The organism is Pradoshia sp. Z5_111 (assembly GCF_058267535.1).
The window spans coordinates 1-23,195 of sequence record NZ_JBZCPQ010000013.1; the positions used below are offsets into that span (position 1 = coordinate 1).

Below are 23,195 nucleotides of genomic sequence, written 5' to 3' on the forward strand. Positions count from 1 at the left end.
TTCACTCATATTTAAGGTATTTAAAGGATGGCCATAATACTTATCGATAATTTCTTCCACATCAGATCGCAGTTTATCATAATTGATATCATCAGGTGTGAAGCCCAGCTTAAGAATTGCACGCATGACACTGTCTGTATTACCTCGTTTTAAGGCAATAATCAATGTCGCAAATGCATACTTTATCCGTGTATCAAGGTGACCAATATTACCGAAATCAATCAAAACAATTCGATTTCCAGGTTGAATCAGAACATTGCCTGGATGAGGATCAGCATGGAACAGGCCGCTGATTAAGATTTGATTCATCATTGCATCTGTAAAGCGCTCACTGATTAGTTGCCTGTCAAACCCAAGTTCATCCAGTGTTTCAATATCATTTATTTTAATACCTTCTACGTATTCCATCGTTAATACTCGCTTAGTAGAGTAGTCCCAATAAATAGTGGGTATCTTAATTATGTCATTATCGATAAATTGATTGGCTATTTTTTCAGAGTTTCTCCCCTCAATTCCATAATCTAGTTCCTGATGTAAGGATTGAGAAAATTCATCCACTATATCACTTATGCCATATTCTCTAGCCCAGCTGAATCGTTTTTCTGCCAATCTAGCAATACTGTGCAAGATTTCAAGATCCGTCTCAATATTACTTTGGATATTAGGTCGTTGTACTTTTACAGCGACCGCTTCCCCTGTATAAAGAACAGCCTTATGTACTTGGCCAATAGAAGCCGCAGCCAACGGTTCTTCCGTAAAGTCGGAGAACAGTTCATCAATGGTTGCTTCCAGACTCGTTTCAATAATCTTTTTAACTTCTGCAGGGGAGAAGGCAGGCACATGATCCTGCAGCTTTTCCAATTCCAGAATAACGGAAGGAGGAATGATATCAGGTCTTGTACTCAGCATCTGCCCAAGCTTTACAAAAGTCGGACCCAACTCCTCAAGAATGGCACGAATCCGCTCTGCGGCAGGCCGATTTTTAACCTCCTTGCCTTCAAACGTCCACTGCCCTCCAAGCGGCAGCATATCGGATAATCCCAGCTCTTTGGCAATGGATCCAAATCCATTATGAATCATTGCACGGATGATATCCTGGTACCGACTAAAGTGACGTATTCTCTTTTTAAGCATCACTCTTCCCCCCTAACCTGCTCAATCACATACCTGTGTCGTTATTGATTCTTCGCCTCTAACAAAGCAATTCGATTTTCCAATCGTTCAATGTCTTCTTTTGTGGCAAGATCCATTTCTGCCAGACGTTGCTTAACCTTTAAATTAATTTGTTGTTCAAATTCTGCTCGGGCTTCATTTCCCTTTTTCACTAGATCATCTACCACTGATTTGGATTCTGCCTGAGTTACTTCACCCTTTTTCACCAATTCATCCACTAATTTTTCAATTTGTTCCTTGCTTGTTACAGCTGCTCCAATTCCCATAGAAAACGTTTTATTTATAATGTCCCTAATCATGCTCACTTCTCCTCCTTGAATTTATGATTAATAGAATAAAGCAAAGTATTTCCCAATATTACCTTTCCACCACTTAATCAAAACAAACCTATAAATTGTGTATTTTTTTTGAATTAATAAACATCTCTGCTTATAAAAAATAGAAGACTGCCCTGACGGCAGCCTTCTATTAAAAAATCATTCAGTTTCTCTTTCTGTACTAAATACAATTCCATTTTCTTTGCGGGAGTACTCTGTGATTTCCAGTACCCCTCTACTAATCTCAATTAGCTTTTGATAATCTGACTGTTTATCATGATTGATAATATCGATAAAGTTATCAATTTCATACGCCATATCATTCTCTTTTTGAGGAATAGAAAAGGGTTCGCACACTTTTGTTTCTCTATCAATATACTCAAGCTTTTGAATGGTTCCTGATCCAGGGAAGATAATATTTCCCGTCTCCCCATGAATTTCATTTGATCCATAGGAATTGACTATTTTCGAGCAAACAATTGTACATACAAAATCAGAATACTTGAGGATTAGTGTTCCTCCTCCATCAACGCCACTATCTAGCATAACTGGAGTATAGCTGGTCGAGATAGGTTTTCCAAAAAGGGCGAAGGCCATGGATAGAGGATAAACACCCAGATCCACCAAAGCACCCCCTGAATAATCAGCTGAGAATATATTAGGAATCTCCCCCTCCAGCAATTGATCATATCTTGAAGAATATTTCATATATTGTAAGTTTACATTACGAATTCTTCCCACACGTTTTATATTATCCTGCAGTAACTTGAAGTTGGGTGTATGAAGGGTTCGGATGGCTTCAAAAAGATAGACGTTATTCCTTTTAGCGATTTGATAGGCCTGATCCAACTCTGCCACATTAGAGAAAAACGGTTTTTCACATATGACATGTTTACCGTTTTCTAACATTAAAACCGCTTGTTCAAAATGACATGAGTTTGGAGAAGCGATATAGACAATATCGATTTCCTTACATTTAGCTAGTTCCTCCAGCTGATTAAAAACAAGATCGACCTCATGTTTATTCGCAAAACGAGACGCCTTATCCAAATTTCTTGAATAAATCGCCTTTAGATAAAGACCATCACTTTCTAAAACTGCATCTATAAATTGTTCTGTAATGCTGCTAGTACCAATTGTTGCTAGATTCATAAGTAACCTCTCCCTCGCCTACCAAATTAAAAGCTATAATTTCAAAAGTGCCAATTTATTCTTACTAGTACCCCAATAAAGGAGCATGCTTACCTATATAAGAATTTTTTTATAATTACGAACGCTATATAAATCATATCAAAAAATGACTGCAGACATTACATTACAATTAGATGTTTTTAACTAAGGATTAAAGATATTCATTTGGAATCACCTTTAAAGGATAGGTTTATTACGAACACGAAATGAGATAAGGATTTAAGCAAAAAAAAGAAGGCAAAATATGCCTCCTGTTTTACTAATCCTCATCTTTCGCATCCCAATCTTCAGGAATCGGTTCAGATAACCATTCCTGGAAAAGCTTTTTATATTCCTGCAGCTGCTCTTGATAATTGGAAAATTGATCATTGTTAATCAAATATTGCTCCCCGTCAAATATAGCCCGGATTTTCTTTTGCTTGATAAGTGTTTCAAGATAGGATTCCGGCAATGATAAGTATTCTGCTGTTTCTTTCACGGAAAGGTACACCAATCATCCACCTCTTCTCCCAAAAATATTGTTTACTAAGTCTATCATATTTTTTAATGTTCTTCATTCAGTTGAAGATTTAGAGTTACATATCTTTCATATCTGGTACTGTTATCTCTTATAGAAGTCATTAATTCTATCCAGAATTTAATGTAACCATACATTGTTTTTCATCACGAACCTATTTTTTAAAATGATATATTTTTTAAATTTATTGATAAATTACACGAACGTAAAGGAAGCGTAAAGTTATAGTTAAATATGACTGTTTAGTATTTACTTTAAACTTCTTGTCCATAATAATGATAATCGAAAATACTTTTTTTAAAATAATGTTGAGGTGTAAATAGTGGATATAAGTATTCAAGAAATGCTATTTGAGTTTCTCGGCGGATTGGGTATCTTCCTATTCGGTATTAAATTTATGGGAGATGGACTCCAAAAATCTGCAGGTGACCGCCTAAGAGATCTATTGGATAAATATACAACCAATCCTATTATGGGGATTTTGGTCGGTATCCTGGTTACTGTTTTAATACAAAGTAGTTCAGGTACAACGGTTATTACAGTTGGATTAGTAAGTGCCGGTTTTATGAAACTTCGCCAGGCAATCGGTGTTATTATGGGGGCAAATATCGGTACAACCATCACGGCCTTCATTATCGGTATTGATGTCGGTGAATATGCATTGCCAATTATCTTTGTCGGTGCAGTGCTATTATTCTTCTTTAAAAACCAAAAGATCCACAACTTCGGTCAAATTCTATTCGGGTTCGGATTTTTATTCTTCGGCTTAGAGCTTATGAGCAGTGGAATGAAGCCGCTTCGCTCCTTCGAATGGTTTCATGATTTAACAGTAAGCTTAAGTGATTATTCTATTCTTGGTGTTTTGGTAGGAACAGTCTTTACATTATTAGTACAAAGTTCCAGCGCTACAATCGGTATCCTTCAGGGATTATTTGGTGAAGGACTTGTTGATCTGCAAGGTGCTCTGCCGGTACTATTCGGAGATAATATCGGTACAACCATTACGGCCCTGCTTGCATCCATTGGTGCATCGGTTGCAGCCAGACGTGCTGCTTGTGTACACATACTCTTCAATGTGTTCGGTACTATCATTTTTATGATTCTGCTCGTTCCATTTACGGCTCTTATTAGTTGGTTCCAAAAAACACTTGGACTAAATCCGGAAATGACCATCGCCTTTGCACATGGAACATTCAACATTACAAACACACTGATCATGATTCCATTCATAGGTGCATATGCGTGGATCGTTACTAAACTCATTCCAGGAAAGGATACTGTGATTGAGTATAAACCGGAGCATTTAGATGAGAGAATCATCGACCAATCTCCTTCTATTGCACTTGGACAGGCGAAAAAGGAAACTTTGCGAATGGGCGAGTTTGCTATTAAAGGATTGGAAGAAACGTATAACTACCTGTTAACGAATGAAACTGCTTCATTAAATACAGGTAATCAAATTGAGGAAGCTCTCAATAACTTGGATCACAAAATAACAGATTATCTCGTTAAAGTCTCTACAAGTTCACTGTCTGCTAACGAATCTGACGAACATAATATTCTAATGCATACCATTACAGATATCGAACGCATTGGTGACCATTTCGAAAATATTCTGGAATTTGCAGAGTATAAAAATACAAATAAAGCAACATTTACAGATGAGGCTACAGAAGGCATGTCTGAAATGTTCACACTAACTATAGAAGCGGTCAAAGAAGCGATGGTGGCAATAGAGAATCAAGATAAAGAAAGTGCATATAAGGTGCTTGAATTGGAACGTAAAATCGATAAGATGGAGCGCCAATTAAGAAAGCAACATGTCATCCGTTTAAATAATGGATCCTGTTCTGCGCAAGCAAGCCTTGTTTACGTTGATATTTTAAGTAATCTTGAACGCATCGGTGATCATGCTAAAAACATTGCCGAAACGATTATCGGCGAACAAGAATAAACAGTAAATAGACTCTCCACGGAGGGTCTATTTTTTTATTCCTTTCATTATTTCACTATCATAAAATGCCCTAAACACACTCTCTACCCATAAATTATTTTAAGATTTACACATATTTATCATCCTCAAAATCCTCCTGTTTTCATTATTTATAAATCAAAAATTACAACGGTAACTATTGATGAATGAAGTATTTTACTATCAATATAGTGTAAATAGCATTCTTTTTACTATGAAAGCGCTTTTTTTGAGCAAAAAGTTTTGTGAATTTATACACAAGGAGTATGCTTAAAGTAGAGGATTTATGGTTATATAAATATAACTAATTTAATTTTTCGCTATAACAAACAGAAATGGGGTATTTGCTATGTCAGACACAATGAAACAACAATCAGAGACACAAGCCTCTCCGGTTGCTTCACAAGAAGAATTGTTAAAACAATTATCAAAACCAGAAGTTCAGGAATCATTAGTTACTCTATTAAATCAATTACCACAATTAACTGAAGTTGTAACAGCATTGAACAAATCATATGAATTCGCTCAATCCGTCGCTACTGATAAAGTATTAGTAAATGATTTTGCCAGTACAGCGAAGGAATTTGCAGAGCCTGTTACGAAAACAGCCAAACATATAGCTGTCAATGCTATGGAAGCAAAAGAAAGAGCTGAACAAAGCAAAGAAGTGATCAGTGTATTCGGTTTGATGAAAATGCTAAAAGATCCTCAAATCCAAAAGGTTCTTCGTTTTGCCAGCGCTTATCTTCAAGTAAGCAACGAACGTTCCAAATAAAAGCTTATTCATTTATACAAAAAGCACTTATTATATGATTTTCGAAATATACTGGATTAAAAATATTACAAACAAGGGTGGAACATATCATGGCACAAGAAATTGTTATTTTAGGAGCAGGGTATGGCGGTCTTCTTTCAGCATTATCAGCACGTCAGCATTTAACTCCTGAAGAAGCTACTATTACAGTTGTTAACCAATATCCGACACATCAAATTATTACTGAACTGCATCGCTTGGCAGCAGGCAATATTAGCGAAGGCAGAATTGCTATGCCGTTAGATCGTTTGTTTAAAGGAAAAGATATTAATCTAATCATCTCTAAAGTTGAATCTATATCAGCAGATGAAAGAAAGGTAACCCTTTCAAGCGGAAAAATCTTAACCTATGATAAATTAGTCGTTGGATTAGGCAGCCAAACTGCTTATTTTGGCATCCCTGGTCTTGAAGAAAATAGTATGGTCTTAAAATCAGCAGAGGATGCTAATAAAATTAACAAGCATATCGAAGATCGAATTAAAGAATATGCACAAACTAAAAATCCAGCAGATGCAACCATTGTTATCGGCGGCGGTGGACTAACCGGTGTTGAATTAGTTGGAGAAATTGCAGATACAACTCCTAAAGTAGCTAAAAAATACATGGTTGATCCTTCTGAGCTGAAATTTATCCTAGTTGAAGCAGGTCCAAAAATTTTACCTATGCTTCCTGATCATTTAATTGAGCGTTCTATGACAAGCTTAGAGAATCGCGGAGTTCAATTCTTGACTGGACTTCCTGTCACAGGTGTAAACGGAAATGTAATCGAGTTAAAAGATGGCCAACAAATTATCTCCAATACATTTGTATGGACTGGCGGCGTACAAGGCCTTCCTGTTGTTGGTGAGTCCGGTTTAGCTGTAGATCGTAACCGTGCTACTGTTAATGAATATCTGCAATCTACTTCACATCCTGATGTTTACATTGCTGGTGACAGTGCAGTTGTCTTCCCTGCTCCAGGAGCAAGACCATACCCTCCAACTGCACAAATGGCTTGGCAAATGGGCGAATTGATTGGTTATAATATTGCAGCAGCCATAAAGGGCACTCTTCCTGAAGTATTTGCTCCAGTAAACTCAGGAACATTAGCCAGTCTTGGACGTAAAGATGGCGTAGCCATTATTGGCGGGAACTCAACACCATTAAAAGGCTTACCGGCTACAATGATGAAAGAAGCTAGTAATATCCGTTATCTGTCACATATTAAAGGTTTATTCAGCATCGTTAATTAATACAATAAAAACTCCTGTCCGCCAAAAAGCAGACAGGAGTTTTTTTGGCTTCATACCGCTTCAACCACCTCGATTCTCTGCTAGCAATCTATTTTCTAATACATGGGGAAAAGTCGAATAATAAGAAAAGATTGCGATCCGCTATACTCTTTCTACTTATTTCTTAAAAATTCTTCTATTACTTGATTAAATTTAGCACTATATTCCCAAAACATTAAATGGCCACCAAGAACTTCTACTTTAGATTTAGGAGATACCTTTTGTGTAAACACCCTGGCTGTATCTGCCCAATGCTCTGCCACAATCGTCAAGGTCGGCCGCGATTCACTCGTGAGCCTTGCTTCCTCACGATAATCCGAAAACATTCCAGAAGCGAATAAGTTGGCGGCTATATAATAGGGGGTTTTCAAAGATTGCTCTACTATCCAATTCAACTCTTCATCTGTAAGCTTTCTCTGTACCATCACCTGATTTGCATAATCAGTTATAAATAACCTTTGCCCTTCCGGATTGCGTAAATAAGTATTATAGGCCAGCCCTATATCATCCAATGAGCCTTCAACCCAGTCGCTTATATGGTCCGTCGATAATGGTTTTGGGGACATATCCACAAAGATAAACGCTTTGCTATTGTCCATTCCAAATTGTCTTATATACTCCCAGATTGTCAGACAGCCGAATGACCATCCTGCCAGTGTAACAGCCTTCAACTCCAATTTCTCTAGAATTATGGCCAAGTCTGCACCATGAGTGATATATTCATTTCCGTGCAAGGCGGTTGTTGACCGTCCATGACTTCTTGGGTCAATTACAATGACACGGTTGGTTTTTGAAAAATACTCAACTTGTTTTGAAAATACTTCTGTTGTAAAAGTCCAGCCTGGAATAAAAATGATCGGTTCCCCTGATCCAACATCCTGAACAAACAGCTCCACACCGTGATCCACTTCAATATATTTACCGCCTTTGGCTAGCATATTCACTCCTCCCAGAGTTTCCATTTCTTTTAAAATGGAGATATTGACTTATATTCGTAAAAACTTAGTTCCTCTCATGTATTGCCGAAAGGATACTTCCATATGAGCAATTGACTATTAAAACGGAATAACTTCTATATTTGCATTTACAAATTCTATATGCAAAATTATAGAATTTAATGAATATATCTTTACGTTTAATTTTCCAATGTATGATAAAGGCATAATTAAATATGAGGTAAAACATGGGGGCAAAAGAGAATTTATATGGAGAAATAAAAGCATCATTACTGCTTTAGGACTGCTTCGATGGAGAAATTCTGTCAAGCATCAGGGATTTCCGAGAAATTCGTTGCCAAACTAGCATTAAAATCGTACCCGGCAGATCAACAGCCTTCATTATTAAAGACAATATTCATATTTGCAGATTAAGTGGAAGCTACCTGACTATAATAAAAAGCCTTGAACCTGTTCAGAACACAAGTTCAAGGCTTTTACTTTGTTTATTTCAGTACACCATATTTAACAAAGTGAAATTGACGCTCCATGTCTTTTCTTTTTTGACTCACAGTCGAAAGATCATTTAACGCCAGGATAATTTGATTGAATGTAATAGTTCTCAAAATCGCAATAACTTGAAATAATTCCTCTTTATTTTCAACCTTTAGTAAATGAGTGTCAGTAACTAGATTCAGCAACTTCTCGTGTTGCTCTTCCATTTCACGCACATCCGTAAAGCTCATTAAATGTTCAGCCAGCTTAATATCCGTCCGCGTAAACACATTGACCAAAAACTTGGAATGAGCAGGATCCATCGCTTTCTTAGTAATATAATCAAATAGCATAAAGTGAAGTGAAAAGAGGCTTACCCGATCGTTAATCTTGCTGTTGATCTGATTATGGAGATCACTTTTATACTCATTTAATAAATACAGAAACAGATCTTCTTTATTTTCAAAGTAACGATAGAAGCTTCCCCGAGGAATTTGCGCTTCTTTAATAATTCGATTAATAGATGCATCATAGAAGGAATATTGGCTGAATTCCTCCTTAGCAGCCTGAATAATCCTGATACGCTTTTCCGCTGGTAAATTCACAAATGTTTGACTTGGCATATACTATCCTACTCTCTGCGTAAAGAGTCGACCGGATCCAATTTAGCTGCTTTATTGGCAGGCATAAGTCCTGAAAGCATGCTGATAATGATACTGGCAGCAACACCGAAAGCAATATATGCTGAGGTTATTTGTACAATTTCAAAATCAATCAATTTTGTTGAAAGGCTGTTAGCCACAACTGTTAATAAAGAGGCAGCCAGAACACCGATGATTCCACTGGATAGTCCAATCAGGAATGCTTCAGACACAAAAATTCTTCTAATATCCATGCGTCTTGCACCGATCGCTTTTAGAACCCCGATTTCCTTTGTACGCTCAACAACACTAATATGGAGAACAACCAAAATCATGATTGCTGAAACAAATAGTGAAATTCCTGAAATCCCTGTTAAGACATATGTCAAAACATCCAGCATTTCGTTCATCATGGCTGTCATTGTTTCCTGGGATGAACCACTGTAGCCCATATCCTTGATTTTTGCTTTTATATCTTCCGTAAACTCTTCATTATCTGCCACTAAATAGATACTTGTCGGTTCTAGTGTCTGACCGTTATCCTTGGCAAGCAGTACAAGGTCATCATAATTGACATAGATTAAATCCATTGCCGCAAATTGACTGCCTAACGATATAATCCCGCTAACTTTATAGGTTTTTTCATATAATTCTTCATTAAGCATTAGCGTTACGTTAACATCTTTACCGATCATATCTCCACCTAATTTTTCAGCGGTACCTTCCGCAAGAAGAATTTCTTGTTTTCCAGGTAAAGAGCCTTCTTTAATACTCGTTTCGGTTAAATTAGAGGAGACGGTTGAAATCATCATTAAATCAACCTTTTTATCCTCATATTTAACTGCGTTGGAACCAAATGATATTAGATTGAAACCTTTTTCTACTGAAGAGACGTTCTCGATTTTGGATAATTTCTCTATATCCTTTTCCTCAAATGGTGTTTGTTCACCCATCATCGATAGCATCATGGCCTGATTTTCATCTACATTTGTTGGTAGTTCTTGTTCCTCAGAAGGCATATTTACTTCTACGACAAGCGGATTCACCATACTGTTCATAGAGTCATTCATATAGGTCTTCACACCATTTCCTAATGAAAGGAAAAAGATGACACTCATGATTCCTATGCTTGCTCCTAATGAAACCCAAACATTTCTACCAAGCTTCTCTTTCATATTCAGAAATGCAAGTTTCACGGCCGCCACAAAGCTAAGGTTTTCACCAACCTTCTTTTCCACTTGATTGGATTGAGGTTCCATTTGTTCTAGAGGTTCTCCTCTGTCATCACGGATAATTTCCCCATCTGCAATTTGGATTACCCTTGAGGAATGGTTCGCTACTCGCTCAGAGTGAGTAACCATAATAACCAGCTTACCTTGCTTAGCAATATCTTTTATGATCGCCAATACTTGTTCCGTTGTTTCAGAATCAAGTGCTCCGGTTGGTTCATCGGCAATGATGATTTCAGGATCATTAATTAATGCACGCGCAATCGCAACCCTTTGCTTTTGACCGCCGGATAATTGATTTGGCTTTTTATAAATATGATTTTTCAAACCAACCTGAGTTAGAATTTCCTCCGCTCTTTTAATGCGTTCCTCTTTCCCTACATTCGATAAAGTCATCGCAATCGTGACATTATCGAGGACAGACAAATGCGGAATCAGATTAAAGCTTTGAAAAATAAAGCCTATTTTATTTTTTCGATATTCATCCATTTCTTTTTCATTAAACTCACCAATATTCTTCCCTTCAAACTGAACGGAACCGGTAAAATCAGAATCCAACCCGCCAATCAGATTCATTAGAGTGGATTTACCACTTCCTGATTCACCAATGATGGAGACCAATTCTCCCTTCTCAAAGGAAACATTAACATCTTTAAGAGCAGGGAAGTATTGACCATCTGCAATCGGGTATTGTTTGTTCACATGCTGCAATTCAAGTACTTTCATATATGTTTTATGACACCCTTTACTTGTTAGTCTCTTGATGTAATTAGTCTGGTCAGTTTTATGACAGTTTATCAAGTAAGACTACTATAAGTGACAACCTGTCACCTGTCAATTAATTATATTAAAATAATATTTATCGATTTAATATAATGAATTAAATCTGTTTATGTAAAATTTTATTATTCAAATATATATTATTCAAAACAAAAAGCAGCTTGCCCCTCTACAGAAGAGAAACAAACTGCCAACTCATAATCAATTATTACTATTTATTAGAATGCTGAAGTCCAACCACCATCAACTACTAAAACTGTACCATTTACAAAGCTGGAATCCTCAGAAGCAAGGAATAAGGCAGCTGCAGCGATTTCTTCCGGTTGTCCCACTCTAGGAATCGCAGCTTGTGCTAATCTAGAACGGCCCATTCCAAATTCATTAACATTTCCCATGGATGCAGAAATATTGGTTTCAACCGCACCTGGTGCGATTGCATTACAGCGAATGCCTTCTTTTGCATACATAAAGGCTGTGTTCTTAGTAAGACCAACCACCGCATGCTTGGAAGCGCCATAGGCAGCACCTGCATGAGCACCGTTTAATCCACCAGTAGAAGCAATATTAATAATGATGCCTTGGCCTTTTTCCTGGAATAATGGAACGACCTTACGCATGGAACGCATAACACCTTTAGTATTTATATCAAAAATTAAATCCCATCTTTCATCTTGTATATCCGCAACAGGTTCGAAACCATCCATAATGCCTGCATTGTTAACAAGGATATCTAACGTACCAAATTCACTAACAGCTGTATCAATCATTCCCTCGATATCTTCAAGCTTTGCTACGTTCACTTGCAATGCTTTCGCTGTACCGCCATTGTTTGTAATCCCTTCGACTACTTTTTCGGCACCCTCAAGGTTAAGATCTGTCACAAGGACTTTAGCTCCTTCTTTTGCATAAAGCTCTGCAATCGCTTTCCCCATTCCGGATGCTGCACCTGTTACTACCGCTACTTTTCCCTCTAATTTCATTTTGAACTACCTCCTCATTAAAGTGTAGGTTCTGTTTATCCATACGGATTTTAAAATTTATACTTGGATTTTGTCTGTGACACTTCGTATTAATCCAGCATAAAAGCGAGACATACCCTAGTCCTCAGATCCATTTCAAGTAAACTTGCTTAGCCAACATAATGGACTTTAACATAGCCTAATTTTGCCTAGACATAAAAGAAAGTAAGTTTACCCAAAAAAAATGATATTCTTGCTTCATGAATATTTTAACTTATATTTAAATTTAAATAAAACTAAAACTCCTGATTTACTAGATCAAAAGTTGGACACAATGTGACAATTAGTAGTTAAAGAGAAAAAAGAGTGAACGTAAATTAAGATTTTGTCGAACTAAATTTCCATCGACCACTTTTTCTGTTCAGCTTCCTTCATCTGTTTTTCTGTTTGCTCGGGATAAACCGTACGGAATTTATGATGTTCTGCCGGGATAATTTCTATCATTTTTTCAATCATATCCTCTGGATCCATTTGATTTTCCAATCCCTCTTCCATCGCTTTCATATCTTCTTTACGGGTAAAGTGTTCTTCCTCATTATACCATTTCCACTTTTCCTCTACGGCCCGATCATTGAAGCCCGTATCAAATGAACCAGGGTTAATAGTAGCCACCTGTACGCCAAACTCTTTTAATTCATCTTTTAAGGTCAAAGCCATTGCTTCAATGGCATGCTTCGTGGCTGCATATGGACCTGCATAAGGAGTTGTCATAATACCTGCCATCGAACTTAAGAAAACAATTTTCCCTTTCCCCTTTTCAACCAGCTTTCTTGCTGCTATTTGAGCTGTTTCAAGTGTAGCGAATACGTTCACCTCGAAGATAGCCCGGAACCGCTCCATTGGTATCTCACCCAGGGGTCCTCCTTCATTAATCGCGGCATTTGCTACAAAAATATCAAAATCATATTTTTCAATTTCTCTTAAATCAATAGGATTGGTAATATCAAGCTTAAAAACATTCATATTTATGTCTAAGTCTTTTGTTTCCCGCATAAGCGCTGTTTTCTGGGAAGTAGTTTCAGTCGTTGCGATCACACGATGACCTTTCTTTGCCAGTCCAATGGCCGCACCTTTACCAAGTCCGCTCCCTGCTCCTGTTATAAAAATGGTTTTTTCCATTTAGTAATTCCTCCTTCTCAATTCTCTTTCGCCTCTTTTCCTTCTTCCCGATGGTTTTTGACATAAACATTCCTAAAACTGACTGATAGAAATATATATTAGAATCTCTTAAAATTTAAAGTAAAATTAACAAACAAGTGGAAATAAAAGGTGGATTCTAATTTATAATAGATATGTGAAAAATTAAAGGGATTTCTCAACTGGGAGGGAAATGAAGCATGTTAAAAAAGGGCTTAGCTATCATAGTTGCGCTATTCGTCCTACTTTCAGCTTTACCAATGGGAAAAGACGTTCAAGCAGCAGCGACATCAAAAACCAAATATGTTACGGCCAGTACACTAAATGTACGAAGTGGCCCGGGTACTACATACAAAGTAGTTACAACTGTTAAAAAGAATACCTCTGTTAAAGTTACTCAAACGAAAGGTTCATGGGAAAAAGTAACTGTAAACGGCAAAACCGGTTGGGTGTCCAGTAAGTATTTAACAACCAAGAAGCCAGCTGTTAAAACCACTACAAAAACGATGTACGTGTCAGCCAGTACGTTAAATATCCGCAGTGGTGCCGGAACTAAATACAAAGTAATCGCCACTATCAAAAAGAACAGCTCAGTTAAAGTAACCCAAACGAAAGGCTCCTGGAGCAAGGTAATCACCGGCAGTAAAACCGGTTGGGCTTCAAGCAAGTATTTAACTTCCAAAAAGCCGGCAGCTCCGAAAAATTTAGCTGAAGGCTTAAAGACAGTTGGGAGCAACAAGCAACTCATTCTTGTAACTTCAAATGGATATAATACACCCAATGCTGAAATCCGTACATTCGAAAGGAACTCCAAAGGAAAATGGGTTCCTGTATTAACGACCAAAGGCTATATTGGTAAGTACGGGTTTGCGAAGGAAAAGGATATGAAAGAGGGAGGCAAAAAGTCTCCGATTGGGAAGTATACAATCGGTACAGCTTTTGGCCGGAAAGCCAATCCAGGAACAAAGCTGAATTATCGTAAAATCACTGCGGATGACGTATGGGTCGATGATCCGAAATCGAAACTTTATAATACTTGGCAGTCCAAAAAGAAAACCAAGGGCCAATGGAAAAGCGCAGAGAATATGAATATTTCAGCCTATACATATGGCTTTGTCATCAACTACAATACAAAGCGAACTCCTTATAAAGGAAGTGCAATCTTCTTCCACATTGGTGATAGCTATACTTTAGGCTGCACCGCCACTTCTGAAACAAATATGAAAAAGATTTTGAAATGGTTGGACCCTAAAAAGAAGCCAGTCATTATTCAGACCCCAATTAATGAACTTAATAAGTACTAATAAAACAACCCTGCATTGGTAAGTCTAGTGCAGGGTTGTTCTACTATTTATAAAATAAAGATAGGGTAACCTACATAATACAGTGAGTTGCCCTTATTTATAATTAAGAGATGTTTAGTTATAGATCATTTCTTTTGTACAAAGTCTAAGAGTTTCTGAAGTTGATCTATCAATTTCTTTGAAAAGATCTGGATTTTCCATCAAAGATAAGCCATAAGATGGAATCATTTCTTTTATTTTAGGTTCCCACTCCTTCATATTTTGAGGGAAACATTTATCCAATACTTTAAGCATAACGTGAACGGCAGTAGAGGCTCCAGGAGAGGCTCCGAGCAATGCAGCAACCGAACCATCTTCAGCACTGACTACTTCTGTACCAAATTGAAGTGTTCCTTTGCCTTCTTCTGTATCTTTGATTACTTGCACACGTTGGCCTGCCACTACTGTATGCCAATCATCGCTGTTGGCGTTCGGAATAAATTCACGTAATTCCTCCATACGCTTCTCATTCGATAGCATGACTTGCTGAACCAAATATTTAGTCAATGCCATTTCTTTAACTCCTGCCGCCAGCATCGTAATTACATTGTTCGGTTTTACAGACCCAAACAAATCTAAGTTGGAACCAGTTTTTAAGAATTTGGGTGAAAAACCGGCAAATGGCCCAAATAATAACGTTTTCTTATTATCGATATACCGTGTATCTAGATGAGGAACAGACATTGGCGGTGCACCAACCTTAGCCTTTCCGTATACTTTCGCATGATGCTTCTCAGCGATTTCGGGATTATTACAAACCATAAACAGTCCGCTTACAGGGAAACCTCCGATATGCTTGGACTCCGGAATACCTGTTTTTTGAAGTAAAGGAAGACTTCCGCCTCCACCACCGATAAAGACGAAATGCGCCGTATGGTATTCAAGTTTACCATTTTCCAAATCATGCACCTTCACCTGCCATAAGTCATCAGTGGTACGTTTAATATCTTCTACACTATGCCTATAATTGACTTCTACTCCGCTACTATATAAATGTTCAAACAGCATGCGTGTTAACGCACCGAAGTTAACATCGGTTCCTGAATCAATTTTTGTTGCTGCAATCGGTTCATCCGATGAGCGTCCCTCCATTATTAGAGGAATCCATTCTTCCAGTTTATCTGGATTCTCTGTAAATTCCATTCCTTCAAATAAAGGATTTTTAGAAAGCGCTTTAAAACGTTTTTTCAGGAAAGTTATATTATCCTCTCCCTGCACTAAACTCATATGAGGAATTGGCATGATAAAATCCTGTGGATTTTGAATCAAATTGCTGTTAATCAAGTATGACCAAAACTGCTTTGATTGCTGGAACTGCTCATTAATATTGATAGCCTTACTAATATCTATAGATCCATCAGCTTTTTCAGATGTATAGTTAAGCTCACACAGTGCAGAATGCCCCGTCCCTGCATTATTCCATTCATTTGAGCTTTCTTCCCCTGCACTTGCAAGTTTTTCAAATACTTTGATGTTCCATTCAGGTGCTAACTCTTTAAGTATTGACCCCAATGTCGCGCTCATAATCCCGGCACCAATTAAGATAACGTCTGTTTTCTTCTGCATGTTGCTCATTATAACCATCCTCATCCCCTAATTTGTAAAAAAGAGCAAGCTCTCCTATTAAAAAAAGCAAAAAGAAAGGCTCTGCTTAGGAAACCCTTACATCTCATTTTTTACCATATCTCATACCATTATAATGATTCTTGGACTTAAATATCTACTATTTACAGATAATTATAAACTATTTGGCGATTTTATTGAAGATGGAAGCTTTTATTCAAAGGGAGGCAGACAAAACACCTTTTACCCTCATTCAGATTGGTTAAGGGTTTTGCCCTTTATAATGAGATCAGAATCCTTCTTTAGTCCTACCTAGGAAATCTTTTCTTTTCTAACTCCAACAATCTACCCCTTAATTCCGGATCATGTGCATATATGTACAGGCCATGTATGCCCCTCTTCATCAGTATGTTAAGTGAATTCAAAATAATTCTTTCCATAATTTCTTCACTGTTTTCATATTCATTCCTTCCCCTAAAGGCCTCTGTATCCTTATAGTTTTCAGGAATGATTATTAACATATCTGTTTCCTTATCATAGCCGATTGATGGGCCTAGAATAACTCCAACATAATTTAAGTCAAAGCCCTGAATTGTGTAAATGGATCCTACTTCCTTTATGGTATTTGCTTCTTCTGCCCATGTATGATTTCCATAATCATTATTCCATGGAAGTTTAAAACCATCCTCTTCCACGTAATAGGTTAGTCCATCTTTCTTATGTATATAATCGAAGGTGGACACAATTCTCGCCAAACCAAATTTGTTATTCTGCTCTTGGATTACTTTATACATTTCTGCTGCCGATTTGAAAATCCGAAAATCATATGCATATTCAATCGGCATCGGAGTAATTTTCTTCTCTACAAAATTATTAATCCAATTGACCATATTATCAGAGGCACGCATTCGAAATTGATTCGTCAAAACATATTTTCCTGTATTACAGCCCTTTGTAATTGAATAAAGCTTTTCTTCGTCCCAGTAGCTTTTCATTTTCAAAACCTGCTTGTCATCATAGACAATAATAGCGACCTTGCTATGTCTAATGATCTCTTCTAATTGATTTTCTTCGTTGAAATTATTGTAGCTATCAGGTTTTGTTAACAATAAATGAGCTTCATCTACTAAAACGATATCAGCCTTTTTCCTCAATTTCTTTCGCTTGTTGATAAATGTTGTTGGCTTTTCAAAATTCTTTTTAGAAAGTACTTTAACATTCCCAGCTATTTTTCTATAGGTCTTTAACATCTCAGAATGATTAACTAATAAATAGTTTTCAGTTTTGGATAGATCGTTATCCTTTTCCTTGGAGAGTTCTTGAATTTTATTAAAAACCGAACTTAAGACAACACTCTTTCCGACACCCGCTTCCCCTTTAATAAGAAAAACAAACGGTTTTTCATCCATAATATGTTCTTTGCAAACCTTTATGATTTCCTGCTGAAGCTCTAACTGTTCTGTCGTCATTTCCTTAAAGGGTGATAACTTAAAAATATCTTTATTCTCAATTGCTTGTGCGGAATGATCGACAATTTTTCTATTTAAAAGCTCAGTCCAAATTTCATCAAAAACTTGTTCATCATAGTACTGTTTTTCATAATAATTATGCATTACATTCTTTGCAGTTTGACTCTTGTTCTGCAGCTTATAACGTTCATCCGCCAAGAAATAATTGATTAGCTTCGTTTCAATATTATATGTAGCCGAGCGATTAAATTTATTATGGATAATCAAGGACATCTTATTTAATGATTTTCGTTCATGATTATTCAGATGGTCCCTCATCCGATTTTTAACTGACACTGTTTCGCCTATATAGACGGTAGTTTCATTGTTCAGAAAATAAACGACAGGATAATCAATATAATAGCCGCTCAGGCGATTTATTGATGCCTTGTTAAAAGGCAGTGTCTCAATTTCTACTGTACTTGTACTCATACCGCACCTCCACATTACACATGATTGTAAGCTGAATATGATTATTTCTTTGCCGGAGCAGGGTATTTTATGGCGTTCTTCTTCAGTTTCTTGAGTGCTTCCACTTCCAGATCGATATCTAATTTATCCGCTAACTGCAAGAGATAGATAAATACATCGGCCATTTCTTCTTTTATATTGTCGATTGAATCAGCCACTGCCTCTTCGCTATCTCTCCACTGAAAATTCTCCAATAGTTCATTCGCTTCCAATGAAATCGAAATTGCTAAATCTTTCTCATTATGATATTGTCCCCAATTCCGCTCATCCCTGAACTCTAAAACCTTTTGCATCACTTTTTCCATTATAAAACCACCTAGTTTTTATTCTATATACTCTACTTTATCATTTTTATCAGAAAATATTAAAAGGACCTACCTATTATTGATCCGCAAAAAGTTGAATGAGCTCAGAGGATTGATTGGTAATTTGGCTTTATCATATATCCGGATCGTCATCTTATTTACTCAAACGAGTAGAGCGCTGAAAACTAATATTATTGCTTTTTCTTTATAAAATACAACTATCAAAAAAACCCTAACTCTAAAATGAGAAGGGCTGATCATTTTAATAATTCTGTATAAATAACGGTCATCTAAAAGCTGATTGCTTACTTACTTCCCATAAATAATTTTCGCCAGACCATAGTGACTCATATTTTCAATCAGATTGGCAATCTCAGAAGGTGATTCTTTGTAATCATTTTGAATCCATTCATTCAGAATACCTATTGTTCCAGCAGTTATAAAGGTTGATAAATACCCAACCTGCTCCTGCGGTACATTTTTACCGTATCGATTCCACTTTTCCACACATTTCTGATGGGCAATATCCAGAACATCATCCAAGAAATCTTTTCCGTTCTTCAAAGTAAAGAGAACTCTGCTCAGTTCCTTATTCCTTAGAATTACCTCGAGAATTTCACTTGTAAATCCCGAAATCGTGTAGTCGTCCTTTGAAATAGAGATAGCTGCCTTCAGTTCAGCTACATACTGACTCTTTAGCTTCTCCATCAAATCATATACATCCTCATAGTACCGATAAAAGGTAGCCCGATTGATTTCAGACTGTGTACATAGCTCGGTTACGGTAATTTTATTGATAGGCTTCTTCTCTAACAATTCGATAAATGTGTCTTTAATTACTTTTTTGGTATATCTTATTCTGCGATCTTCCATCCATTCTGACTCCTATTCTTAAACAAATCGTCCCATTCTGTTTAATAACTTTCATTCTGATTAAAATTGATGATTGATGCTTCCGGGGCATCATTATACAATGATAACAAATTTTATACAACACAGTGTTTAATAACTAACGGAGGTTTTCATGAAGAATATATCAATTATTACCGATGGAAGTTGCGATATCCCTTCAGAGGTAATCGAAAAATATGGAATAAAATTAATCCCTCTTCATTTTCAGTTTGAGGATCAAGTAGAGTACGGTTCCGAACGTAAGATGGAACTTGAGGAGTTTTATAAAAGATTAGCAAACGGTGAGGTTGCCAAGACAAGTGCCAGCTCTCCTTCAGCCGCAATTCAAGTATTAAAAGAAGAATTGGAAAAAGGAAATGATATCATTTGCGTAACTCTTTCCAGTGCATTAAGTTGCACGTTTAATAATATTAGATTGGCAAGTCTAGAATTACTAGATTCATATCCGGAAAGTCGCATCACCGTAATCGATTCCTTAACTGGTTCTATGGCTATGGGAATGTTAGTGGTCAAAGCTTGCATGATGAGAGATGAGAAGTATTCCTACGATCAAATTGTCGAATACCTGGAAGAAAACAAACAATCCTTCCACGTAGAATTTTACGTGAATGACTTACAATACCTAGCCAGAGGTGGCAGACTTAATCCGGCTATTGCGAAGATTGGAGGACTAATCGGAATCAAGCCAATCCTTTCCGTTACAGATAATGGAGTCATTGAATCTGTCTGCAAAGCTCGCAAAACATCCGGTGCAACCAAACAAATCAAAGAGAGATTCCTAGCTTCAAATGTTGAGAGAGAAATGATTTGTATTTTACACTCTAATAATCTGGATCATGCATTATCCTTAAAAGCTGATCTTGAGTTAGAACAATCCTTCGCGCGAGTATTCATCACCGAAATCGGCCCATCCATTGGCAGCCATACCGGTCCAGGGTGTCTAGGACTTGCTTATATAAAACAATAACCGAGAAGAAGGGATATCTCCCTTCTGTTCTTTCTTTTATAGTACTTTCCCACTCTAAGAGGGTTTGTATGAATATTCGATAGTTATCGATAAGGAGAACATACTTACGATGTGTATAAATGTAGAAAATCAGATAGAACGAAAAAAACGTAGGTGGCCCAAAATTGTCGGTTTTTCCTTTCTTGGACTACCCCTTATCCTTGTAGCCATTTTAGTTGCAGCTAATATGTATGCAAAGCGTTCATTACCGCAAATTTCTGGAGAAATAAAACTCGAGGGATTACGAGATAAAGTCACTGTTGTGCGTGATGAAGAAGGCGTACCTCATATCACAGCTGAAAATGATCATGATTTATATATGGCTCAGGGCTATATAACTGCTCAGGACCGTTTGTTCCAAATGGATTTAAGCAGAAGACAAGCTTCCGGACAATTAAGCGAGGTTGTCGGAGAAAGTATGGTGGATCAGGATAAATTCTTTCGTACTTTTGGCTTGAGACGTGCTGCTGAAGCTTCTTATAACGGCTATTCAGATGAAATGAAAGAATACATGCAATGCTATGCGGATGGGGTAAATATGTTTATGAAGGAAGCCATCTCTGAAAATAAACTGCCTGTCGAGTTCACATTGTTAGGCTATGAACCGTCAGAATGGACGATCATCGATTCCTTAACCATTGTCAAATACATGGCCTATGATTTAGGCGGACACTGGAAAGGCCAAGCCTTCCGCAGTTATTTATTAAGTGAATTTACTGAAGAAGAAGCCTTAGATTTGTTTCCATCCTATTCCGAAGATGCACCAACCGTAATTGATGAAGGTGCGATCGATTGGGAGAAAAGCTTTGCAAATGCCCATATCCCAGATGAGTTCAACGGCAGTAACAACTGGGTTATAAGCGGAGAGAAAAGTGAAAGCGGGTCGGCACTTTTGGCAGATGATCCGCATTTAGGATTAATGACTCCAGCTATCTGGTACCAATCAACGTTAAAATCAAATGAGCAAAATATTAGCGGTGTGACATTTGCAGGAATTCCAGGTATTATCATCGGACACAATGAAGAAGTTGCCTGGGGAATTACCAATGTAGGACCGGATGTACAAGATTTATATATTGAAAAACTTAATCCAGATAATCCAAATCAATATTTATATAATGATGAATGGATAGATGCAGAGATCATTAAAGAGACCATCAAGGTAAAAGGACAAAAGTCTATTAATTATGAAGTTATGGTTACTCGTCATGGTCCTGTTATTTCTGAGTTTGCTCATGATAATAAGAGTGATACAGTACTTTCATTAAAGTGGACAGGTTTAGACGCAACGCAGGATTTAGAAGCAATCCCAGCGATGAATAAAGCGAGTAACTGGGAAGAATTCGATACAGCGATAGAAAGATTCAAAGCACCGGCATCCAATTTTGTATTCGCTGCAAAAGAAGGGACAATCGCCTACAAAGCATCCGGGAATATTCCTATTCGAAAAAATGGCGAAAGTTTAGTGCCAGTTCCAGGCTGGAATGATGATTATGAATGGGAAAAATATATTCCGCATAATGAATTGCCGACAATCATCAACCCTGAAGAAGGTTTTATTGCTACCGCTAATAATAAAATTGTCGATGATTCCTATCCATATCATATTTCTCATGTATGGGCACAACCCTATCGTCAGCAACGTATTTTAGAAATATTGAACTCTAAAGATACCTTTACAGTTGAAGATATGAAAGAACTTCAACTGGATATTAAAAATCTACAGGCAGAAGAGTTTGTCCCTATTTTCCTTGAACAATTATCTAAACAAACATTAAATGAGCAAGAGCAAGAAGCGGTTACACTACTAAAAGAGTGGGAATTTGAGGATGACCAGGCAGAGACTGCTCCATTGCTGTTCCAAACGATGTTACTAGAAATCTCGAACGTTTTATTCGGAGAGAAAATTTCTGATGAAATGATGGAGCTTTTTGAAGGAAAAGCACAGGTTATAGACGAATTAATTCGCCGTGCCAATGAAGGAAATGAAGGTCCTTGGATTAAGAACAATGGCGGTTTATCAGAAGTCATTTATGATGCCCTGAAACAAACAATCGAAACATTATCTGAACGTTATGGAGACAAGATGAGTGAGTGGAAATGGGGAGATGAGCATCAATTGCAGTTTTCTCATCCATTATCCAGTGTGAGTCCACTTCAGTATATTTTCAATAGTAAACAAGCTATCCCTGTCGGCGGAAGTGCCGTGACCGTTCAAGCGGCACGACGAAATGATGAAACCGGTTTGGTCAATCATGGAGCTTCTTGGCGTTATGTCATAGACACAAGTGATATGACTAAAGCTCATCATATTGTTGCGCCAGGACAGTCCGGACACTTTAAAAGTGAATGGTATAATAATCAATTCGAAGACTGGGTGACAGGAGATTATCACATCACTTCACTCAATGAGTCAGTTAATGAAGATCAGACATTGATATTAACACCTCAATAATAAGAGACGAAAAAGAGACTTCAACATATAGTTGCAGTCTCTCTTTCATGAAGAAAGTTTTCTACTCTGATCTGCTATTCCGACAGTAATAAAAAATTAAAAGAACATCCTTAATCTTTGGCTAGTACATCATTAGTTCAT

Annotated in this window: 19 protein-coding genes; 6 read left to right on the forward strand and 13 right to left on the reverse strand. The window is 37.2% G+C overall.

All coding sequences use genetic code 11. The annotated features are described in order from the left end of the window. From AC4D4A_RS17540 to AC4D4A_RS17555, 4 genes are all read right to left on the reverse strand, one after another. Window positions 1–1,134: ABC1 kinase family protein (locus AC4D4A_RS17540; protein WP_490997040.1), on the reverse strand; the 1,134-nt coding region annotated here is incomplete at its 3' end. A gap of 41 nt (window positions 1,135–1,175) precedes the next feature. After that, window positions 1,176–1,472, reverse strand: coding sequence for a phasin family protein (locus AC4D4A_RS17545; RefSeq protein WP_490997041.1), 297 nt, complete (start codon window positions 1,470–1,472; stop codon window positions 1,176–1,178). Window positions 1,473–1,649: 177 nt separating this feature from the next. Beyond that, window positions 1,650–2,642, reverse strand: coding sequence for a Gfo/Idh/MocA family protein (locus tag AC4D4A_RS17550; RefSeq protein WP_490997042.1), 993 nt, complete (start codon window positions 2,640–2,642; stop codon window positions 1,650–1,652). Between the two features lie 298 nt (window positions 2,643–2,940). Continuing rightward, a complete protein-coding gene (locus tag AC4D4A_RS17555) occupies window positions 2,941–3,171 on the reverse strand; it encodes an excisionase family DNA-binding protein (protein WP_490997043.1) in 231 nt (76 codons plus the stop codon). A 349-nt stretch (window positions 3,172–3,520) separates the two neighbouring features. Here AC4D4A_RS17555 and AC4D4A_RS17560 point away from each other — a divergent pair, with 349 nt between their 5' ends. The 3 genes from AC4D4A_RS17560 to AC4D4A_RS17570 all read left to right on the forward strand — a co-directional run bounded on the left by AC4D4A_RS17560 (window position 3,521) and on the right by AC4D4A_RS17570 (window position 7,216). Continuing rightward, window positions 3,521–5,152: a Na/Pi cotransporter family protein gene (locus tag AC4D4A_RS17560; RefSeq protein ID WP_490997044.1), complete on the forward strand. Its 1,632-nt coding sequence runs from the start codon at window positions 3,521–3,523 to the stop codon at window positions 5,150–5,152. A gap of 367 nt (window positions 5,153–5,519) precedes the next feature. Continuing rightward, window positions 5,520–5,945: a DUF1641 domain-containing protein gene (locus tag AC4D4A_RS17565; RefSeq protein ID WP_490997045.1), complete on the forward strand. Its 426-nt coding sequence runs from the start codon at window positions 5,520–5,522 to the stop codon at window positions 5,943–5,945. 89 nt (window positions 5,946–6,034) lie between these two features. Next, a complete protein-coding gene (locus AC4D4A_RS17570) occupies window positions 6,035–7,216 on the forward strand; it encodes an NAD(P)/FAD-dependent oxidoreductase (RefSeq protein WP_490997046.1) in 1,182 nt (393 codons plus the stop codon). 152 nt (window positions 7,217–7,368) lie between these two features. Here AC4D4A_RS17570 and AC4D4A_RS17575 read toward each other — a convergent pair whose 3' ends face one another. The 5 genes from AC4D4A_RS17575 to AC4D4A_RS17595 form a co-directional block, all read right to left on the reverse strand. Further along, window positions 7,369–8,193 carry an alpha/beta fold hydrolase gene (locus AC4D4A_RS17575; protein ID WP_490997047.1) on the reverse strand — a complete coding sequence of 275 codons (825 nt, stop codon included), beginning with the start codon at window positions 8,191–8,193 and terminating at the stop codon, window positions 7,369–7,371. Between the two features lie 503 nt (window positions 8,194–8,696). Further along, the gene (locus AC4D4A_RS17580; protein WP_490997048.1) at window positions 8,697–9,308 is read right to left on the reverse strand and encodes a TetR/AcrR family transcriptional regulator; all 612 of its coding nucleotides are present in this window, start codon (window positions 9,306–9,308) and stop codon (window positions 8,697–8,699) included. A gap of 8 nt (window positions 9,309–9,316) precedes the next feature. Next, the gene (locus AC4D4A_RS17585) at window positions 9,317–11,281 is read right to left on the reverse strand and encodes an ABC transporter ATP-binding protein/permease (protein ID WP_490997049.1); all 1,965 of its coding nucleotides are present in this window, start codon (window positions 11,279–11,281) and stop codon (window positions 9,317–9,319) included. Between the two features lie 272 nt (window positions 11,282–11,553). Continuing rightward, entirely contained in the window at window positions 11,554–12,315 is a 762-nt protein-coding gene (locus tag AC4D4A_RS17590) for an SDR family oxidoreductase (RefSeq protein WP_490997050.1), read from the reverse strand. A gap of 372 nt (window positions 12,316–12,687) precedes the next feature. Then, complete coding sequence (locus AC4D4A_RS17595; protein ID WP_490997051.1) at window positions 12,688–13,473, reverse strand: SDR family oxidoreductase; 786 nt, start codon at window positions 13,471–13,473, stop codon at window positions 12,688–12,690. 218 nt (window positions 13,474–13,691) lie between these two features. On the opposite strand from AC4D4A_RS17595, the gene AC4D4A_RS17600 reads away from it, so the two are divergent. Then, complete coding sequence (locus tag AC4D4A_RS17600) at window positions 13,692–14,795, forward strand: SH3 domain-containing protein (RefSeq protein WP_490997052.1); 1,104 nt, start codon at window positions 13,692–13,694, stop codon at window positions 14,793–14,795. A 114-nt stretch (window positions 14,796–14,909) separates the two neighbouring features. Here the strand turns inward: AC4D4A_RS17600 and AC4D4A_RS17605 are convergent, their stop codons facing one another. The 4 genes from AC4D4A_RS17605 to AC4D4A_RS17620 form a co-directional block, all read right to left on the reverse strand. After that, window positions 14,910–16,409: a malate:quinone oxidoreductase gene (locus tag AC4D4A_RS17605; RefSeq protein WP_490997053.1), complete on the reverse strand. Its 1,500-nt coding sequence runs from the start codon at window positions 16,407–16,409 to the stop codon at window positions 14,910–14,912. Window positions 16,410–16,705: 296 nt separating this feature from the next. Further along, entirely contained in the window at window positions 16,706–18,337 is a 1,632-nt protein-coding gene (locus AC4D4A_RS17610) for a DUF2075 domain-containing protein (protein WP_490997054.1), read from the reverse strand. A 41-nt stretch (window positions 18,338–18,378) separates the two neighbouring features. Next, window positions 18,379–18,681 (reverse strand): nucleotide pyrophosphohydrolase, encoded by a 303-nt coding sequence (locus tag AC4D4A_RS17615; RefSeq protein ID WP_490997055.1) that lies wholly within the window; start codon window positions 18,679–18,681, stop codon window positions 18,379–18,381. Between the two features lie 309 nt (window positions 18,682–18,990). Continuing rightward, complete coding sequence (locus AC4D4A_RS17620; RefSeq protein ID WP_490997056.1) at window positions 18,991–19,554, reverse strand: TetR/AcrR family transcriptional regulator; 564 nt, start codon at window positions 19,552–19,554, stop codon at window positions 18,991–18,993. Window positions 19,555–19,705: 151 nt separating this feature from the next. Between AC4D4A_RS17620 and AC4D4A_RS17625 the strand changes: the two genes are divergently transcribed. Both AC4D4A_RS17625 and AC4D4A_RS17630 read left to right on the forward strand, forming a co-directional pair. Next, window positions 19,706–20,560 (forward strand): DegV family protein, encoded by an 855-nt coding sequence (locus AC4D4A_RS17625; RefSeq protein ID WP_490997057.1) that lies wholly within the window; start codon window positions 19,706–19,708, stop codon window positions 20,558–20,560. A 109-nt stretch (window positions 20,561–20,669) separates the two neighbouring features. After that, window positions 20,670–23,054, forward strand: a complete 2,385-nt coding sequence (locus tag AC4D4A_RS17630) for a penicillin acylase family protein (RefSeq protein WP_490997058.1) — start codon at window positions 20,670–20,672, stop codon at window positions 23,052–23,054. Window positions 23,055–23,195 lie beyond the last annotated feature (141 nt).

What these genes read in the sequence shown, in the direction of transcription:
- AC4D4A_RS17545 (WP_490997041.1), bottom strand. Translation starts at nt 1,472, where the DNA reads ATGATTAGGGACATTATAAATAAAACGTTTTCTATGGGAATTGGAGCA.
- AC4D4A_RS17550 (WP_490997042.1), bottom strand. Translation starts at nt 2,642, where the DNA reads ATGAATCTAGCAACAATTGGTACTAGCAGCATTACAGAACAATTTATA.
- AC4D4A_RS17565 (WP_490997045.1), top strand. Translation starts at nt 5,520, where the DNA reads ATGTCAGACACAATGAAACAACAATCAGAGACACAAGCCTCTCCGGTT.
- AC4D4A_RS17570 (WP_490997046.1), top strand. Translation starts at nt 6,035, where the DNA reads ATGGCACAAGAAATTGTTATTTTAGGAGCAGGGTATGGCGGTCTTCTT.
- AC4D4A_RS17575 (WP_490997047.1), bottom strand. Translation starts at nt 8,193, where the DNA reads ATGCTAGCCAAAGGCGGTAAATATATTGAAGTGGATCACGGTGTGGAG.
- AC4D4A_RS17580 (WP_490997048.1), bottom strand. Translation starts at nt 9,308, where the DNA reads ATGCCAAGTCAAACATTTGTGAATTTACCAGCGGAAAAGCGTATCAGG.
- AC4D4A_RS17585 (WP_490997049.1), bottom strand. Translation starts at nt 11,281, where the DNA reads ATGAAAGTACTTGAATTGCAGCATGTGAACAAACAATACCCGATTGCA.
- AC4D4A_RS17590 (WP_490997050.1), bottom strand. Translation starts at nt 12,315, where the DNA reads ATGAAATTAGAGGGAAAAGTAGCGGTAGTAACAGGTGCAGCATCCGGA.
- AC4D4A_RS17595 (WP_490997051.1), bottom strand. Translation starts at nt 13,473, where the DNA reads ATGGAAAAAACCATTTTTATAACAGGAGCAGGGAGCGGACTTGGTAAA.
- AC4D4A_RS17600 (WP_490997052.1), top strand. Translation starts at nt 13,692, where the DNA reads ATGTTAAAAAAGGGCTTAGCTATCATAGTTGCGCTATTCGTCCTACTT.
- AC4D4A_RS17605 (WP_490997053.1), bottom strand. Translation starts at nt 16,409, where the DNA reads ATGAGCAACATGCAGAAGAAAACAGACGTTATCTTAATTGGTGCCGGG.
- AC4D4A_RS17610 (WP_490997054.1), bottom strand. Translation starts at nt 18,337, where the DNA reads ATGAGTACAAGTACAGTAGAAATTGAGACACTGCCTTTTAACAAGGCA.
- AC4D4A_RS17615 (WP_490997055.1), bottom strand. Translation starts at nt 18,681, where the DNA reads ATGGAAAAAGTGATGCAAAAGGTTTTAGAGTTCAGGGATGAGCGGAAT.
- AC4D4A_RS17620 (WP_490997056.1), bottom strand. Translation starts at nt 19,554, where the DNA reads ATGGAAGATCGCAGAATAAGATATACCAAAAAAGTAATTAAAGACACA.
- AC4D4A_RS17625 (WP_490997057.1), top strand. Translation starts at nt 19,706, where the DNA reads ATGAAGAATATATCAATTATTACCGATGGAAGTTGCGATATCCCTTCA.
- AC4D4A_RS17630 (WP_490997058.1), top strand. Translation starts at nt 20,670, where the DNA reads ATGTGTATAAATGTAGAAAATCAGATAGAACGAAAAAAACGTAGGTGG.